At 60.0% G+C, this 16,666-nt stretch carries 15 protein-coding genes; 5 read left to right on the forward strand and 10 right to left on the reverse strand.

Annotation, left to right across the window (positions count from 1 at the left end):
* The first annotated feature begins 92 nt into the window (after positions 1-92).
* On the forward strand, positions 93-755 hold the full coding sequence (locus tag ABH945_RS19220) for an acyltransferase (protein ID WP_429251563.1): 663 nt from the start codon (positions 93-95) through the stop codon (positions 753-755).
* 139 nt (positions 756-894) lie between these two features.
* Here ABH945_RS19220 and ABH945_RS19225 read toward each other — a convergent pair whose 3' ends face one another.
* The 4 genes from ABH945_RS19225 to ABH945_RS19240 form a co-directional block, all read right to left on the reverse strand.
* The gene (locus ABH945_RS19225) at positions 895-1,551 is read right to left on the reverse strand and encodes a TetR family transcriptional regulator (protein ID WP_074771212.1); all 657 of its coding nucleotides are present in this window, start codon (positions 1,549-1,551) and stop codon (positions 895-897) included.
* Positions 1,552-1,612: 61 nt separating this feature from the next.
* Positions 1,613-4,993, reverse strand: a complete 3,381-nt coding sequence (locus tag ABH945_RS19230; RefSeq protein ID WP_429251564.1) for an efflux RND transporter permease subunit — start codon at positions 4,991-4,993, stop codon at positions 1,613-1,615.
* Positions 4,994-5,002: 9 nt separating this feature from the next.
* Complete coding sequence (locus tag ABH945_RS19235; RefSeq protein WP_429251565.1) at positions 5,003-6,259, reverse strand: efflux RND transporter periplasmic adaptor subunit; 1,257 nt, start codon at positions 6,257-6,259, stop codon at positions 5,003-5,005.
* Between the two features lie 75 nt (positions 6,260-6,334).
* The gene (locus ABH945_RS19240; RefSeq protein ID WP_429251566.1) at positions 6,335-7,834 is read right to left on the reverse strand and encodes an efflux transporter outer membrane subunit; all 1,500 of its coding nucleotides are present in this window, start codon (positions 7,832-7,834) and stop codon (positions 6,335-6,337) included.
* 318 nt (positions 7,835-8,152) lie between these two features.
* On the opposite strand from ABH945_RS19240, the gene ABH945_RS19245 reads away from it, so the two are divergent.
* Positions 8,153-8,797 carry a glutathione S-transferase family protein gene (locus ABH945_RS19245; RefSeq protein ID WP_429251567.1) on the forward strand — a complete coding sequence of 215 codons (645 nt, stop codon included), beginning with the start codon at positions 8,153-8,155 and terminating at the stop codon, positions 8,795-8,797.
* Between the two features lie 450 nt (positions 8,798-9,247).
* On the opposite strand, the gene ABH945_RS19250 is transcribed toward ABH945_RS19245, so the two are convergent.
* Complete coding sequence (locus tag ABH945_RS19250; protein WP_074770447.1) at positions 9,248-9,664, reverse strand: DUF6632 domain-containing protein; 417 nt, start codon at positions 9,662-9,664, stop codon at positions 9,248-9,250.
* 433 nt (positions 9,665-10,097) lie between these two features.
* Between ABH945_RS19250 and ABH945_RS19255 the strand changes: the two genes are divergently transcribed.
* Positions 10,098-11,294 carry a GGDEF domain-containing protein gene (locus ABH945_RS19255; protein WP_074771213.1) on the forward strand — a complete coding sequence of 399 codons (1,197 nt, stop codon included), beginning with the start codon at positions 10,098-10,100 and terminating at the stop codon, positions 11,292-11,294.
* A 27-nt stretch (positions 11,295-11,321) separates the two neighbouring features.
* On the opposite strand, the gene ABH945_RS19260 is transcribed toward ABH945_RS19255, so the two are convergent.
* Positions 11,322-11,780, reverse strand: a complete 459-nt coding sequence (locus ABH945_RS19260) for an FAD-dependent monooxygenase (protein ID WP_429251568.1) — start codon at positions 11,778-11,780, stop codon at positions 11,322-11,324.
* Between the two features lie 64 nt (positions 11,781-11,844).
* The gene (locus tag ABH945_RS19265; protein ID WP_429251569.1) at positions 11,845-12,735 is read right to left on the reverse strand and encodes an AraC family transcriptional regulator N-terminal domain-containing protein; all 891 of its coding nucleotides are present in this window, start codon (positions 12,733-12,735) and stop codon (positions 11,845-11,847) included.
* 141 nt (positions 12,736-12,876) lie between these two features.
* On the opposite strand from ABH945_RS19265, the gene ABH945_RS19270 reads away from it, so the two are divergent.
* Positions 12,877-13,656, forward strand: a complete 780-nt coding sequence (locus ABH945_RS19270; protein ID WP_429251570.1) for an SDR family NAD(P)-dependent oxidoreductase — start codon at positions 12,877-12,879, stop codon at positions 13,654-13,656.
* Between the two features lie 90 nt (positions 13,657-13,746).
* Here the strand turns inward: ABH945_RS19270 and ABH945_RS19275 are convergent, their stop codons facing one another.
* A complete protein-coding gene (locus tag ABH945_RS19275; RefSeq protein WP_074770453.1) occupies positions 13,747-14,151 on the reverse strand; it encodes a VOC family protein in 405 nt (134 codons plus the stop codon).
* Between the two features lie 260 nt (positions 14,152-14,411).
* Here ABH945_RS19275 and ABH945_RS19280 point away from each other — a divergent pair, with 260 nt between their 5' ends.
* A complete protein-coding gene (locus ABH945_RS19280; RefSeq protein ID WP_429251571.1) occupies positions 14,412-15,407 on the forward strand; it encodes a TauD/TfdA dioxygenase family protein in 996 nt (331 codons plus the stop codon).
* A 152-nt stretch (positions 15,408-15,559) separates the two neighbouring features.
* Here ABH945_RS19280 and ABH945_RS19285 read toward each other — a convergent pair whose 3' ends face one another.
* Positions 15,560-15,967: an RcnB family protein gene (locus ABH945_RS19285; protein WP_074770458.1), complete on the reverse strand. Its 408-nt coding sequence runs from the start codon at positions 15,965-15,967 to the stop codon at positions 15,560-15,562.
* Positions 15,968-16,037: 70 nt separating this feature from the next.
* A complete protein-coding gene (locus tag ABH945_RS19290) occupies positions 16,038-16,622 on the reverse strand; it encodes a glutathione binding-like protein (protein ID WP_429251572.1) in 585 nt (194 codons plus the stop codon).
* Positions 16,623-16,666 lie beyond the last annotated feature (44 nt).

Consider the following 16,666-nt stretch of genomic DNA (forward strand, 5'->3'; position numbering starts at 1 on the left):
TCGAACGAAGCGCCCGTCAAACAGCGCGCGATGGCGGGGCATTGTGCAAATGGCCGCCATCGGCAGATAACAATTTAATAACGTATCAAACCATGAATCGCATCGAGAAAGCCTGGTTGAGATTTCGCAGCATCCCCAAGACCCTCTATTTCAATTTTCGCTATTTGCCCTTCTCACAGGCGATAAAGTTGCCGTTTGCTGTCTCCAGCAATACGTACCTGCTCTTGACGAAAGGCAAGGTGCACATCAATGCGCCGCTGACACGCGGCATGATCCAGATCGGTTTCGGCGAGGTCTACACATTCGATCAACATCGTTCACGGACAATGTGGTGTGTCGATGGAGAAGTCACCTTTGAAGGAACCGCCCATATCGGTCACGGCTCCCGGATACACGTGGGAGGCGAACTCGTATTGGGCAATAACTTTGTGATGACAGCCGAGAGCCAGATTATCTGTAATCGTCAGATAAAGTTTGGATCGGACGTACTGATTTCGTGGGAGTGCATGTTCATGGACAACGACTTCCACAAGATCATGGTCGATCGGCAAGTCGTGAACGATGCCCGGCCGATACTAGTCGGAAATCACGTGTGGTTCGGATGCCGCTGCACCGTCCTTAAAGGCTCTGAAATTGGCGACAACATCGTCGTGGCGGCGACTAGCACGGTGACAGGAAAACACCGTCAGCCGAACACAATCATTGGAGGGATGCCGTTGGCAGTGCTCAAGGAATCGATTGAGTGGGAACCGTGAAGCGATCGGGCAATGCTCGTGTGCAAGATCAATGTTGGGTGAAGACTTGCAAGGTCGATGGCCTGCCCCCTAATTGAACTACCCGCGAATCCAGATCAGGCATCGCAACCTTGATTGACGGTAACGCAACCCAAACGAATCACTCAACCGGATGAACGTCGTCACACCGCTGCCGCAACGAAGGCGAATGCCGCAGCATGCCGAGGCATGCATCCGCGAGATATTCCGCGTCTCTTGGAAGGACGATCGCCCCCTCGTCAAGCAGCCAGTCCCGCAACACGCCGCCGATAAAAGCAGGCACCACCCCTGACGCCCGCACCGTGTCCAGGTCAGGCGGCAATTGCCCTCTCGCAATCGCGTTACGCAATGCAAGTTCCAGTTGCTCCCGTCCGTTGCGCGCGGCGTTTCGTTGCCGATCGAAGACGAGATCCATGTCGCGGGTGTGCTCGCACTTCGTGAACAGCACGTCGAACACGCGTCGGCTGTGCGGCTCGACCACCGCCTTGCCAAGGCAGAAAACCAGAAGCCGCCGGATCGTACCAAGCGGGTCCGGCTCGACGGGATCGACCGATGCCGCGACCAGCATCTCCATCGGCAGCATCACGCGATTCGTCACCGCGATAAACAGTTGGCCCTTGTTGCGGAAATGCCCGTAAATCGCGCCGCGCGTGAAGCCCGCGCGCGCCGCCACATCTTCCAGCGACGTGTGCGCGACGCCACGCTCGGCGAATACCCGCTCGGCCGCGTCGAGAATCTGATTGCGCGTTTCCTGCGCCTGTTGCCGTGTTTTTCTCATCTGTCGCTGCGCCGCTGCGTGACTCGCCGACCACGCGCCGCGTCCGGCGCGCTCCGGTTCGTCAGGCCGGTGTGCCCTCCCCAGCAGGGCCTGCGCTACCCGCGCCGCCGCTTGCGCTGCCGCCTGGACCGCCACTGTGTCCACCCTCGCCGCCAGGCTTGCCGCCGTCGTGCGGATCGTGACCGCCATCGCCGTCGTCATCGTGATGCGGCATCTTCTTCGATACCTCGTCGAGCTTGTCGCCCAGCAGTTGCCGCACGACCACATAGAACACAGGAATCAGCAGCAAACCGAACGCAGTCGCAAACAGCATCCCGCCGATCACACCGGTGCCGATTTCATGACGCGACGCCGCGCCCGCCCCCGAAGAAATCACCAGCGGAAAAACGCCGAGGATAAAAGCCGCCGACGTCATCAAAATTGGACGCAATCTCAGCCGTGCAGCAGTCATTACCGCATCGCGTAACGTCATGCCTTTTTGCTGTCCCTCGACGGCGAACTCGACGATCAGAATCGCGTTCTTCGCCGCAAGACCGATCACAGTGACGAGACCGATCTTGAAGTAAATATCGTTAGGCACACTGAACGACAGACAGAACACCAGCATGCCGAGCATCCCAAGTGGCACCACGAGCAGCACCGCAGCGGGAATCGACCAGCTTTCATAAAGTGCCGCGAGGCACAGGAACACCACGACGATCGACAGCATCAGCAAGGTCGTCGCCGATGAACCCGACAGCAACTCCTGGAACGACTGCCCGGTCCAGTCCGCCGCGAAACCGGTCGGCAACTGCCGGTCGACGATGTTCTGCAACACGTCGATCGCCTGTCCGGTCGAATATCCCGCCGCAGAGTTGCCGACAATTTCAATCGCCGAATAGCCGTTGTAGCGCGGCAGCACAGTCGGCCCGAAGGTCCAGTTGGCATTCACCACGCTGGAAAGCGGCACCATGTTGTACGGGCTGATCGAGGTATTCGCGGGAGATGGGTCCACGGGCGTCGTGAAGCCGTTCGCCGAGGTCGTGGTGGCCGACGACTGGCTCGCGGTCGTACCGGTGCCAGTGCCGGTGCTGTTCGTGAAGAGGCTCGGTGTGTACAGATGCTGGAACGCGTTGATATCCATGCGGAAAGGTGCGTCCGCCTGAATATAAACACGCTTGACCCGGCCGCCGTAAGTGAACTGGTTCACATAAAACGGCGCAAGCTGCATCTGCAGCGTGTCGTATACATCGGTCAGCGACAGGCCCATCGCCTCGGCCTGCGCACGATCCACGGCGACGTCCAGTTGCGGCGCGCTCGGCAGCGAGTTAGGGCGAATCCCGAACAGCGCGGGACTCTTCGCCGCCGCCATCAACAACGTGCCCTGTGCCTGGGCGAGTTCCTCGCGTGTCTGTCCGGCGCGCGCCTGCAGATACATGTCGATGCCGCCGAACTGGCTAAGACCGCGAATGGTCGGCAGATTCACCGCGAAAATCTGCGCATCGGAAATGCCGTGCAAGATGCCATTGATCTGCGGAATCAACTGCATCGCGGTGCGGGATCGTTTGTCCCAGTCCGCGAGTTTGATGAACGACATACCCACGTTTTCGCTGGTGCCGACGAAGCTGAAGCCCTCCGGCTGGAAAATGCCCACGATGTCCTTGCCGACCGCGCTGTTCAGCAGCGTGGTGCGCACTTCGTCCATGACGTGATTGGTCCGTTGCAGTGTCGAGCCGGGTGGCAGGTTGATCAGCGCGAGCACGAAGCCCTGATCTTCGTCAGGCACGAAGCTGGTCGGCAGTTTGGTGTAGAGGAAGCCGGTCAGCACCACGACCAGCACGAAGACCACCATCCAGCGCGGCGCGTGAGTCACGGCTTTGGCCGCATGTCCGAGATATTTTTTCGAAGTCCAGTCGAAGGTCCGGTCGAACCAGCGGTAAATCACGTTCTTCTTTTTCTCGTGCTCGGGCTTGAGGATCGCCGCGCACAGCGAAGGCGTGAACGACATCGCGAGGAATGCGGAAAAGCCCATCGACACCGCGATCGTCAGCGCAAACTGCGCGTAGATGATGCCGGTCGCGCCCGGCTGCAGCGCGGACGGAATGAACACCGCCGACAACACCACCGTGATCGCGATGATGGCGCCCGTAATCTGCCCCATCGCCTTGCGCGTCGCCGCGCGCGGCTCAAGGTGCTCTTCGGACATGATCCGTTCGACGTTTTCGATCACCACGATGGCGTCGTCGACCACGATACCGATGGCCAGCACCATGCCGAACAGCGTCAACTGATTGAGCGTGTAATGCAGCGCCGAAAGGCCGATGAAAGTCCCCAGCAGCGCGACCGGTATCACCAGGGTCGGAATGATCGTGGCCCGCAGGTTCTGCAGGAAAATCAGCATGACAAAGAACACCAGCACGATTGCTTCGACGAGCGTGCGGATCACGTCGATGATCGACGCGGTGATGAACGGCGTGGTGTCGTAAGGCACGCTCCACGTGACGCCTTGCGGCAGGTCGCGCGCGAGGATCGCCATCTCCGCCTTGACCGCCTTCGCAACCGACAACGCGTTCGCCCCCGGCAGCAGGAACACCGCCATGCCTCCCGCCGGCTTGCCGTTATAGACCGGCGCGAAGCCATACGTCTGCGAGCCGAACGAAATGCGCGCCACGTCGCTCAGCTTGACCACGGTGCCGTTGCTGTTTGCCACGAGGATGATGTCCTGAAACTGCTTGAGCGACGAGAAAAGGCGATCGCCGGTCACCGTCGCCGTGAACACCTGCCCCTTGATCGCCGGATCCGCGCCGAGCGAACCGGCTGCGAACTGCGCATTCTGGCCGCTCACCGCATTGAGCACCTGGGTGGTCGACAGCCCGTAGCTTTGCAGCTTGTCGGGGTCGAGCCAGATACGCATCGCGTATTCCGAGCCGAGCAGCGTCGTATTGCCGACCCCGCTCACGCGGCCGATGTTCGGCTGGATCTGCGACGCGAGAATGTCGCTCAGACGGCCTGCATCGATCGCGGGATTGCTGGATTGCAGCGCGACGAACATCAGGATGTCCGGGCTCGCCTTCGCCACCACCACGCCCTGCTGCGTGACCTGCGTCGGCAACAGCGGCTCGGCCAGCGTGACCTTGTTCTGCACCTGCACCTGCGCGATGTCGGGGTTCGTGCCCGTCGAGAACGTGAGGGTGATCGTCGTCTGGCCGTTCGAACTCGACGACGAGCTGAAGTACAGCAGATTGTCGATGCCGGTGAGTTGCTGCTCGATCACCTGGGTCACCGTCGATTCCATCGTCTGCGCGCTCGCCCCCGGATAGTTCGCGGTGACGGTCACCTCCGGCGGCGCAATGTCCGGGTACGAGTCGATCCCCATGCTGTGCACCGAGATGATGCCGAACAGACAGATCAGGATCGCGATGACCCACGCGAAGACGGGACGGTTGATGAAAAAATTCGGCATGGCGGTCCCCTACTCCGCCTTGCTGGCCGGAGCCGGGGTTGAGGCTTGAGCCGGTGCCGATACCGATGCAGCCGAATCCGCTGCTGCCGCTGGACTCGACGCGGCCGCCGCATCCGAAGCCGCCCCCGGCGGCTGCCACGCGACGGTTTTCACCGGCGCGCCTTCCTTCGCCATCTGCACGCCCGTCACGATGATTTCGTCGCCGTCCGAAAGGCCGTGCGTCACGATCCAGTTGTTGCCCTGGCTGTCGTGCGCCTCGACGTCCTTGCGCGCGACCTTGCCGTCCGCGCCGACCACGTACACATAACCGCCGACGGTATCGCGCTGCAACGCCTGCTGCGGCACCAGGAACACATTGTTCTGCCGACCGAAATCGACGATCAGCGTCACGTACATGCCGGGCAGCAAGCGCCGCTGCGAGTTCACGATGAGCGCCCGCATATTGATCGCGCCGGTCGCCGCATTCACCGACACGTCGGAGAAATCGAGCGTGCCCGCCGTGCCGTATTGCGTATTGTTGGGCAGCCTGATGCGCACCGCCGTCTGCTTCTGCTGCTGCAATTCGACCGCGCCGTTGCTCTGCAACTGCTGCAGCGTCGCCAGATCGGATGAGCTGATCGTGAAGTTCACGTACATCCGGTCGATCTGCTGGACCGTGGTCAGCAATGTGCCGTTGCCGCCGGTGTCGGTGGTGCTGGTGCCGACCACCGCGCCCGCCGTCGCCTGCTGCTGTCCGGCGATACCGCTGATCGGCGAAGTCACGCGCGTGTAGTTCAGCGCGATCCGCGCGGTCTCGACTGCCGCCTGGTCGGCCTTCACTTTCGCTGCGGCGCTGCGTTCGGCGGCATCGGAGTTGTCGACGGTCTGTTGCGACACCGAGCCGACCGGCAGCAGCTTGCGGTTGCGGGCGGCGGTGATGCGGTCGTTGGTATAGGTGGCCTGATCCTGCGCCAGTAGCGCGAGGTCGTTATCGAGTTGCGCGCGATAAAACGCCGGATCGATCTCGAACAGCAACTGACCCGCTTTCACCTGCGAGCCTTCGGTGTAGGTCCGTCGCAGCAGCACGCCCGACACGCGCGCCGTGACGTTCGCGCTGTAGTACGCCGACAGCCGGCCGGCGAACTGGCGTTCCAACGGCGCCGACTGCGACTGCACCTTGAACGTCGCGACCTGCGGCGGCGGAGGCGGCGGCGCACTTTTCGAGCAGGCGGCGAGCACGATCAGACACAGGTACGACAGCGACGCGCGCTGAAGGCGTGACTTCATGAGAACTCCGTTCTTGCTTGAGGCCGGCGTCCGCAGACTACGCGTTTTGCCGGATCGTACGAAACTGCATGCGAGTCAGTCCGCGGACGGCTGCGCGGCGGGCTGGGCGACTGCGCCCGGAGCGGGCGTTGAAGCAGGCATGGAGGCGGCAGACGGCGCCGATGCCACGCTGGCGTCATCGCGTTGCCATCCACCGCCCAGATTCTTGACGAGAAGCACGTTGCTTTCGGCGAGCTGCGCCTGCGTGTCGCGCAGACTTTCCTCGGCCTGGATCAACGTCAACCGTTGCGTCAGCACGTTCTGCTCGCTGGCCGCACCGGCGTTGAATTGCGCCTGCTGGCTGGCGAACAGCCGGTTGCTGCTGTCGTACACGCTGGCGAATGCGCTGGCCTGCGCGCGCAGATGATTCATCGACGAGAGGCTGTCTTCCACGCTCTGGAATGCGGTCAGCACCGTGTTCCGGTAGTTCGCGACGTCTTCGTCGTAAGTTGCGCGCGCTCCGTGTACCGCCGCCGTGCGCTCGCCGCCGTCGAACAGCGTGGCCGCGAGATCGGGGCCGAGGGTCCAGAAGCGGCTCGGTAACGAAAAGAGATGCGCGAACGTGTTGTGCGCGAAGCCGCCCTCGGCGGATAGCGTCAAGGTCGGGAAATACGCGGCTTCGGCGACGCCGATGCTCGCGTTGGCCGCCGCCGCCGTGCGTTCGGCGCTCACCACGTCATAGCGCCGCTCCAGCAGTTGCGACGGCAGTGCCGACGGCACATCGGGAGAAACGAACTGGTAGTTCGGATCGGGCGCGATGGCGAACGACTCCGGCGGCGTGCCGGTCAGCACGGCGATCGCGTGTTCGTTCTGCTCGCGCGAGATTTCGCTCGTCTGCAGATCGGCGATCACGATCTGCAGATTCTCCTGCGCGTTGAGCACGTCGTCGCCGGATGCGAAGCCTTCCTTGAAGCCGGTCTGCGTCATCGCGAGAATGCGGCCGTAGAGGTCCTGCTGCTCCTTCAGCATGCGGATGTTGACGTCCGCCTGACGCAACTGGAAATAGTCGGTCGCGACGCTCGCCGCAATCGAAATGCGCTCGCCCGCGAGTTGCGCATCCGATGCCTGGGCGTTCGCTTGCGACGCCTGAATCTGGCGCCGTATCTGTCCCCACAGGTCCAGTTCCCAACTGACGGTGCCACTGGCAATCACGCTGTTGCTCGGCGGGCTGGACGTGCCCGAGCTGATGCCTTCGAGTCCCGCGAGATTGCCGCCCGAGCGTGCCCCGGACAGCCCGGCCGTGACGACGGGGAACAGGCCCGCGCGATTCGATTCGACGGTGGCGAGCGCGACCCGGTAGGCGGCTTCGGCGGCGGCAATCGACTGGTTGGCCTGCAATGCCTGCTCGACGAGACCGTTGAGCTTGTCGTCGCCGTACATGCGCCACCAGGTGCTGGAGATCGCGGCTTGCGGATTCGCCTGCGCGCGCTGCCAGTCCACCCCCTCCTTGAATCCTTCGGGTATCTGGACTTTGGGCTTGCGATAGTCCGGCCCGACCATGCATGCAGCCAGCGAAGTGGCAATGACGAGCGCCATTGCACACCTGATCACGCGCCGCGATTGAGAGCGTGTATTACCTTCGTAAGCGAGTTCCAAGGTCTGCGAATTACTCTGCACGCAATTCCCCTGTTCACCAGAACGGTAGTACGGCACGAGAGACGAAAAATACCCTGTATATTTAACTACCTTAAAAATAAATATCAATCTCGATTGTGATTACAAACCATAACCGGTCAGGCCATTTCCGCCACACCTGTCGATGAATGATCAGAATCACCTATTTATTTATGGCATTACTACAACGAGCCGGGTACCACGTTACGCAAACCCGCCTTTCAAAATGGAACGCACTGAATGACAATTAGCCTTCATACATGGAATACGCCTAACGGCCGGAAGATCAGCGTCGCGCTCGAAGAAATGAATCTGCCGTACACCGTCAAGCCGGTGAACATCTCGAAGGGCGAACAGCACGAAGCCGATTTTCTGCGCATCAGCCCGAACAACCGCATTCCGGCCATCGTCGATTCCGACGGACCCGATGGCCGTCCGATCAGCGTGTTCGAATCGGGCGCGATTCTGCTCTACCTCGGCGAAAAAACCGGCAGGTTTTTGCCGACGAATTTGCGCGAGCGCGTGCCGGTCATCGAATGGCTGATGTGGCAAATGGGCGGCTTCGGCCCGATGCCGGGACAAGTGCATCACTTCCGCACGGTCGAGCCCGAGGCTGACCGGCGTTACGGGCTCAAGCGCTATTCGGACGAAACGCGGCGCCTTTATGGCGTGCTGGATCGGCGGCTCGCCGATGTCGAATTCGTCGCCGGCGAGCTATCCGTCGCGGATTTTGCGATTCTCGGCTGGGCGTGGCGGCACGAGCGCCACCAGGTTTCGCTCGACGACTTCCCGAACGTCAAGCGATGGTATGCGACCCTGTTCGAGCGCCCCGGCGTGCAACGCGGGTTTTCGGTTGCGCTGGACGATAAGGGACCCGCGGTGTGAAATCCGCAGAAGGCCGGTGCGATATTGGACCGTGTTCGTCGTTGCCGGCATCGTTTTCTTCACTACCGACCCTTTGCCATTCCGATCAAGACCGGGAATCCGGGAAAACCGGTTCTAATGAAATAGCAATCGACAATTCCCGGGTTCAACGGGAAAACGATATAAATCAGGTGAATGTTTTTATATCACCCCGCGAGAATGCAATGCTGTCAATGCAAGAGCAAACGGAATTCGTGCTCTCGCATCCGTATAGGGTTTGGTCTCTACTGAAGATTCCAGCAACATATATCGGATCGGTATATCTACTGCGCGGCAAACAATATTTGGTGTTTCTGTCAATGGCCTTATGAGCAGCATATCCCGTCGGCGCTGAATCAGTTAAAGAGCAAATACGAGCCATTACCAGCGATCAAATCTGTCAGGGCGGCGGTCTTTTCAATCACTCGCCGTCTACCCCGTCATGCGAGCCAGCGTGCGCGCCTTTTCGCCGCGCGGTGTGAAGAACGCCAGCGCGGCCGCCGCGATGAACAACGCGGGCACGTCGCCTGCCAGATGGCCGACGTGACTCGCGCCGTCCATCTCCACGCCGAACGACTGCACGGCCATGATCGCGCCATGCACGATGCTCGACCACACGGTGAACCAGATCAGGCTCAGATGCCGCAGCGGATCGCGCGACGCCATCAGCAGGAATACGCCAAGCGTCGCGTAGATACCCACGATCATTAACGGATAGTCGGAATGACCGCTGTGCCACGCCCAGCCGGACGGCCACAGGATCATCAGCGGCCAGAACCCGAACACGGCGATCAGTCCCACAACGATCAGAACGATGCGCAAGGCGGCGAGTCGCCGGGTGTCGTTCATGGCAGTCTCCCTGGAGGGCAGGCGTGTCGCATACAACACGATTTTCCGCATGATGCAGCCATTATCCGTACTTTCGATCACGGAGATCCAACGGCATGGGCCGCGCTATAACGTGCGCTAACCCCATGTGCACGCGCCGTTAAATTTGCGTCAGCTGGATCTGAGCTTCTGGCCCAATCGGAGGTTCGTCGCGCGAACACCACTGATTGTTAAAGACCTCAAAGCCGACCCCGCTGACGTATTCGGCCCAGCACGAAGCCTGCTAAACTCGGGCAATGGATGTCAAGGCATCCAGATAATGGCGGCGTGGCAGTGTATTCGGGGGAAAACGCTGACCCAACCGCACCGCACCATAGCGGATGTGGACCGCCTCCTTGCTTGTCGTCGCCTCGAGATCAGGCGCGGGCGTTGGCCCGCAAATAAGGTGTTGCTCGTGCCAAGTACTAAAAAAATCTACTCTTTGCCGCGTGGCCGACTGGCCCAATGGCTGGCGGCTCCTGGACAGGAAACACCGTTCGAGATTCGCGTCGCACTGGTCGGCACGCTGTTCGGCACACTACCCATTTTCTTCGGCGGCGTATTCAACACGATCGCGGTTGCGTGGGTTCTCGCGCACCGGCATCCCACCTGGCCGTTCCGTTTATGGCTCGGCGCGGAAATCGCGGTCTGCGTGGTGCGCCTGTGTGTGCTCGCCATCGCCCGGAACCGCGCGGCGCAGGCCAGAACGACGCCCACCGACCTCTACATCCTGCTGGCTCCGCTGTGGGGCATCACGGTCGGCTATGGCGCATTTGTCAGCGCGGTCAGCGGCGACTGGGTTGCCGCGACGCTGTCGTTCCTGTCGGCGGCCGCGATGGTCGGCGGCATATGTTTCCGCAATTTCGCTGCGCCGCGCCTCGTCGCGGTGATGATCTTCTGTTCGCTCGGGCCGTGCTGTCTCGGCGCGTTGCTCGCGGGCGAACCCGTGCTTCTTCTCACGCTTTTGCAGATTCCGTTCTACATGTTTGCGATGAGCGTCGCCGCGAAGCGCCTTAACGGCATGCTCATTTCGACAATGAAAGCCGAGCGCGAGAACAGTCACCGTGCACGCCACGACGCGCTCACCGGACTGCTCAACCGTGAGGGGCTGTTCAAGGCAACAGGGCCGCACGACGTGCCGCCTGTCCGCGCGGGGATGACGCTTCTCTATCTCGATCTCGACGGCTTCAAGCCGGTCAACGATGCTCACGGCCACGAAGCGGGCGACAAGCTGCTGATTCAGGTCGCGAGACGTTTGCGGGCGCTCGCGAGTGAACACGCGCTGGTCGCGCGAATGGGCGGCGACGAATTCGTGATCGTCGACCGTATCGGGGAAGGCCAGGCTCCGCAAGATCTGGCAGCGGCGATTGCGCGCACGATCGAGCAGCCTTTCGAGCTGTCGCCGGGTCTCGTCGTAACCATCGGGGCAAGCGTCGGCATTGCAAACGTAAGCGCGGAGGACACGAATATCGACGCCGTGCTGCGCCTGGCCGATACCGCGATGTACGACGCGAAGCGCAACAAGAAGAACGGGCAGAAGCGCGATCAGCGAAAGCCGGAGTCCGACAGTGTCGCCGACGACGTGGGCTTATCGTCGCAAGAAGCCGGTTGAGCGCACAGGCTTGCGCTTGCGTACCGTCTAGTCCACCTCTTTCAACAAGTCACGCAGATCGATGCCGTTCTTCGCATGGGTCAGCAAATCGTCCGGCACCGGGCCCTGGCGCGTCAGATCGACAAGCGCCTGATTAAGGTTCACGTGCGGTCTCATTAGCGCTTCATAGGTGGCGAACGCTTGCACCGGCTTCTCCCAATGCCGGACCAGTTCGCGAATGCGCTCCTCGGTGCGTTCGATTTCGTTGCCGTCGTCGTCAAGCATCGACATCCCCTTTAGACGCGTGCGTAATGCGCGGGCGTCGTCGAGCAATCCCATCGCCTGTACCACGTCCAGCGCGACACCGCGAATGTCGACAACCTGGCCGCCCCGGCGAAATTCGGAAGCACGTTCGACCAGTGTCACGCCGAATCCCGCTCGATCCAGCCAATAAGCCAGAGCAAGCCCGGCGACACGAGCACCTGAAATCAGGACGTTTCCATTCATGCGTGGCCTCGTCGAGGATTACCGGTGGGAGACAGAGACGTAACTAAAGACGCGGCGCTTCCACTCACGACGCGACGCGCTTCAGTGCTACCACCTCACGTCGCGGCGGCGCGCCGAACATGCGCGAGTACTCGCGGCTAAACTGCGATGCGCTTTCATAACCGACCTGAAACGCGGCTGTTTCCACGTTCGTCGAATCAGCCGTCATCAAGCGACGCGCTTCAATCAGGCGAAGCTGCTTCTGGTATTGCAGCGGCGTCATCGACGTAATCGCCTTGAATTCCCGATGAAATGCCGAAGCGCTCATCTGCGCCGTGCGCGCCAGATCTTCAATACTCACCGATTCGGCGAAACGCTCACGTAGCGAGTGAATCGCATTCATCACGCGCTGCGAATGACTGCCTGCCAGCGCAAGACGCGCAATCTCGCCGCCGCTCGGGCCGCTCAGAAGCCAATAGCTGATCTCGCGCATCAGCAACGGATAGATCATCGGAATAGCTTGCGGCGTATCGACGAGCCGCACCATGCGCAGCGCGCAATCGGCTAATGGCCCGTCGAAATTTGCAACGAATACCGCCGAACGCGCGGCCATGTCCGGGTCGGGCAGCGTCTTCAAGGCTTCCACGACTTCACGCATGATCGACAGATTCAATTCGATGACGATGCCGAGAAATGGCTTATCCGGACTAGCCTCGATAACGCGGCCAAACGCTGGCGTTTCGATACTCACAACGAGTGCCTGCCCCGCCTTGTAATCGAAACGCCGATTGCCGAAGGTCGTGGCTTTTGCCCCTTGTACGACGATGCAGAGCGCCGGTTTGTGAATCAGGTGACTCGGCCGCGTCTCCAGACTCGAACGAAGAATCGTCAGACCTTCGACCGTTGTGACATACGGGTTGTCGCCGCTCTGCGCGTCGGTATAGCGGGTGACGGCGTCGATTAGCGCGTCGAGCATGGCTTGGCCTCAAGTGTGGATCGCGTGGACGTTATAGGTCACCGGACAGGATTAGGCAAGAAACAGGCGAGTTCCGGCATTCACTCCCCATGACGCAAAAGCTATCTTTTCTTCACGCCAAACTAACTCATGGAGCGCGCAATGCCTACCGATACCACATCAACGTCAAGCCCGAAAATTGCAATCGTTACCGGCGGCAGCCGCGGCCTTGGCCGCAATACCGTGTTGAATCTGGCTAAACGCGGCGTCGACAGCATTATCACGTACCACTCGAATCGTGCCGAAGCCGATCAGGTCATTGCGTCGGTCGAAGCAGCGGGACGCCGCGCAGTCGCGCTTCGTCTGGACGTCGGCGATACCGCCTCCTTCGATCAGTTCGTGCAAGATGTACAGCGCGCACTGGGCGAGCTGGGCGCCTCGCGCTTCGACTACCTCGTCAACAATGCAGGCACGTCGCTGCACAATGCATTCGACAGTACAACCGAAGACGAACTGGACACCGTCTATCGGGTTCATTTCAAAGGCGTGTTCTTCGTCACGCAGAAGCTGCTGCCATTCATCAACGATGGCGGCCGGATCGTCAATATTTCGTCGGGGCTGGCGCGCTTTGCGCTTCCGGGGTCATCCGCGTATGCATCGATGAAAGGTGCTGTCGAAGTGCTGACCCGTTACATGGCGAAGGAACTCGGTGCACGAGGCATCGCCGTGAATACGGTTGCGCCAGGGGCAATCGCTACCGATTTCAGCGGCGGTATGGTGCGCGACAACCCCGAGGTGAACAAACGCGTGGCGGACATGACAGCGCTTGGCCGCGTCGGCGAGCCGGACGATATTGGACCAATGATTGCCGCATTGCTGGCGGACGATAACCGGTGGATCAACGGGCAACGCATTGAAGTATCGGGTGGAATGGTTCTTTAAAGACGTTTTGCGAGCAGTAGAAAAAATGCAGTGAACAGTGGGCGCTTTTGATTCACAAGAAGCGCCCACTGCTTTTTCAGGCCGATATTTTTACAGGTCGAAGGTACCGCGATATTGCTCGTCGGCATCCGAGCGCGTATTGATTTCGACCAGAACGCCACCCGGCACTTCACAGAAAAATCGCGAGCCACGTTCGTGTTTGAATACGTCGGTTTTCATCGCGACGCCAGCCGCGAACATCTTTTGATAAAGCGCGCGAACCTCATCGAGAGATTGCAGTTCGAAACCAATGTGGAAATTGTGCGGCCATTCGACCGGGTGAGCCGCAGCGTCATCGATCACGATGTCGAAGCCAGGGCGCTTCAGAAACCAGCTTGTGCCGCGTCCCGCAACAGTGCAGCCAAGGTGCTGTTCGAAGAACGTGGCGGTGGCGCTCACATCGGACGAGGGGAAACTCAGGTGATTGAGCTTCATGGTCGTGGTGATTTCAGTCATGTCGATCTCCGTTGATGCGGATCGCTCCTTGCGTTCCGTCCAGAGAATGTTACGAGTAAACGCTCATATTCAATACTCGCATCAAGGTGATGACGTTAGGCGGCTTCAGCGCCCGTGGAGTGGGCGCTATAGCGCGGTCGACATTTTTTTGCGCATGGCTTGCTCGCATTTGACTGCGATGGAATCGATATTCCGATTCGTTGGTTTGAACGCCGTGCTCAGTTTCCTACACTTTTAGCTCTTCCTACAGGAGCGAGACTGTGAGTTCTTCCGCCGAAACGAATCTGGACACGTCATTTGAAAACCTTCGTATCCGGCGCGTTGCTGGATTGATTGGCGGAGAAGTTCAGGACATCAGGCTCTCTCCCAATCTGGACGATGCCGCCATCGACACGCTGCACCGCGCGCTGGTGAAATACAAGGTACTGTTCTTTCGCGATCAGTCGCATCTGGACGACGCAGCGCATCAGGCCTTTGGCGCACGTTTCGGCGATACGATCGCGCACCCTACCGTACCCTCGCCGGAAGGCACGAAACTGTTTGAACTGGATGCATCCAAAGGTGGCGGCCGCGCGGATTCGTGGCATACAGACGTCACCTTTATCGATGCGTTTCCGAAGATCTCCATTCTGCGTGGCGTCAAGATTCCGGCATATGGCGGCGATACGGTCTGGGCGAATACGGCTGTCGCGTACGAGCGCCTGCCCGACGATCTGAAGCGCCTCGCAGAGTCGCTCTGGGCCGTGCACACCAACGATTACGACTACGGTGCCGAACGCGTTGCGGGCACGGATTCGCAATCCGCCGCGTCACGTCTGTCGCATCATCAGAACGTGTTTGTTTCGGCCGTCTATGAAGCGGAACACCCGCTCGTCCACGTGCATCCGGTATCGGGTGAAAAAGCCCTGTTGCTCGGCCATTTCATCAAACGCATCGTGGGTCTGTCGAGTTCGGAGTCGGCTCGCATCTTCGAGATTCTGCAAAACCGCGTGATTCGCCTTGAAAACACGGTGCGTTGGCAATGGCGTCAGAACGATGTCGCGATCTGGGACAATCGCGCAACCCAGCACTACGCGGTCAACGATTACGGCACGCAAGAGCGTCTTGTACGTCGCGTCACCATTGCGGGAGAGCGCGCGGTTTCCGTGGATGGGCAACGCAGCCGCACGCTTCGTCATCCGCAACAGCAGCCTCAAGCGGATTCGAACGAGCAGTCGCAAGCTGCTCTTCGTGAAGCTATTGCTTCTGCTGCGTGAACCTGTGGGCGATGACAAACAGCCGCGCACGACTTGATAGCGCGTGCAGAAAACGCGCATCTATTCGATGCAAATAATGGTATTCGTTTGAATTGATTCGACTGGCGATGGTGGTTGAGCTTTCGCTCACCACCATCGCCTGAGAATTCCGGTTAATGACCGGAGAGCAGAACGTTTGCGATGACGCCCGTTGCAATGGCGGCGAGAACGTAATCGCCATTCACGCCGACCCACTGGTAACCACGCGGCGGCTGATGCAATCCATGTCCGCGCCAGTCGTCGACCACGTAATTGCGGTCGCGATATTCTTGCGGCAGCCGCTCGCCTTTATGCCAGTCGTTGTGAGGAACGGGCCCACCCGGACGGTCGATCGATGCTTCGCGAGGCGCAGGTCCGTGACCGCCTCCATGCTGCGGGCCACCGTGACTCGGGCCAGGCCCTCCGTGCGACTGCGGACCGCCATGCCCGCCATGGTTATCGTCGTGCTGTTGCGCGAATGCGGCAACAGAGGTGCCCAGTAATGAAACGACCAGAAGCGGTACGATGTTCCTCGACTTCATGTGTGTATCCCATGAAAAATGATGCGGTAACAGTGAGGAGGTTGGCGATCCATGCCAAGCCTCCACTCGATCATGCCAGTCCTTCGTGCTTCAAAGCAAGTTGAACGGCCGGCCTCGCCCGCATACGCTGCGCGAAATCAACGAGTACCTGCGGTGCGTCGAGTCCGACCTTATCGGCCCAGAGTAACATGGTGAACAGATAAGCATCCGCCACGCTTACATCGTTGCCGAATAGATAGTCGCCCTTCATCTGGCAGCCAATCAGTTTGAAACGTTGGCCGATTTTCTCGCGCGCCGCTGCCGCTTCCGCGTCGGAACTCGGTTTGAAAATCCGCCCAAACTGTTTGTGTATTTCAGTCGAGATGAACGCGAGCATTTCAAGCAATCTCAATCTGCCCGACTCGCCATGCGGCGCGAGCGATGCACCGTGTTGCGCAATCCACGAAAGAATCGCCACGTTTTCCGTCAGTATCTGGCCATCCTCCATTTCGAGCGTCGGAACATAGCCCTTCGGATTGATTTCCTCGAACTTTTGCCCGGTCTCGGTCAGTTTCGTCTTCAGGTCGACGCGAACCCGGTCGAACGTCATACCGGCTTCATGCATGGCGATATGGTCGGCGAGACTGCACGCGCCCGGTGAATAAAAGAGCTTCATGACAGGTGTCTCCTTTCGTTCAGGTGGATAACCCATTCATTGCA

It is taken from the genome of Paraburkholderia sp. GAS333, from assembly GCF_050435665.1.
In the GTDB taxonomy this organism is placed as follows: Bacteria; Pseudomonadota; Gammaproteobacteria; order Burkholderiales; family Burkholderiaceae; genus Paraburkholderia; species Paraburkholderia fungorum_A.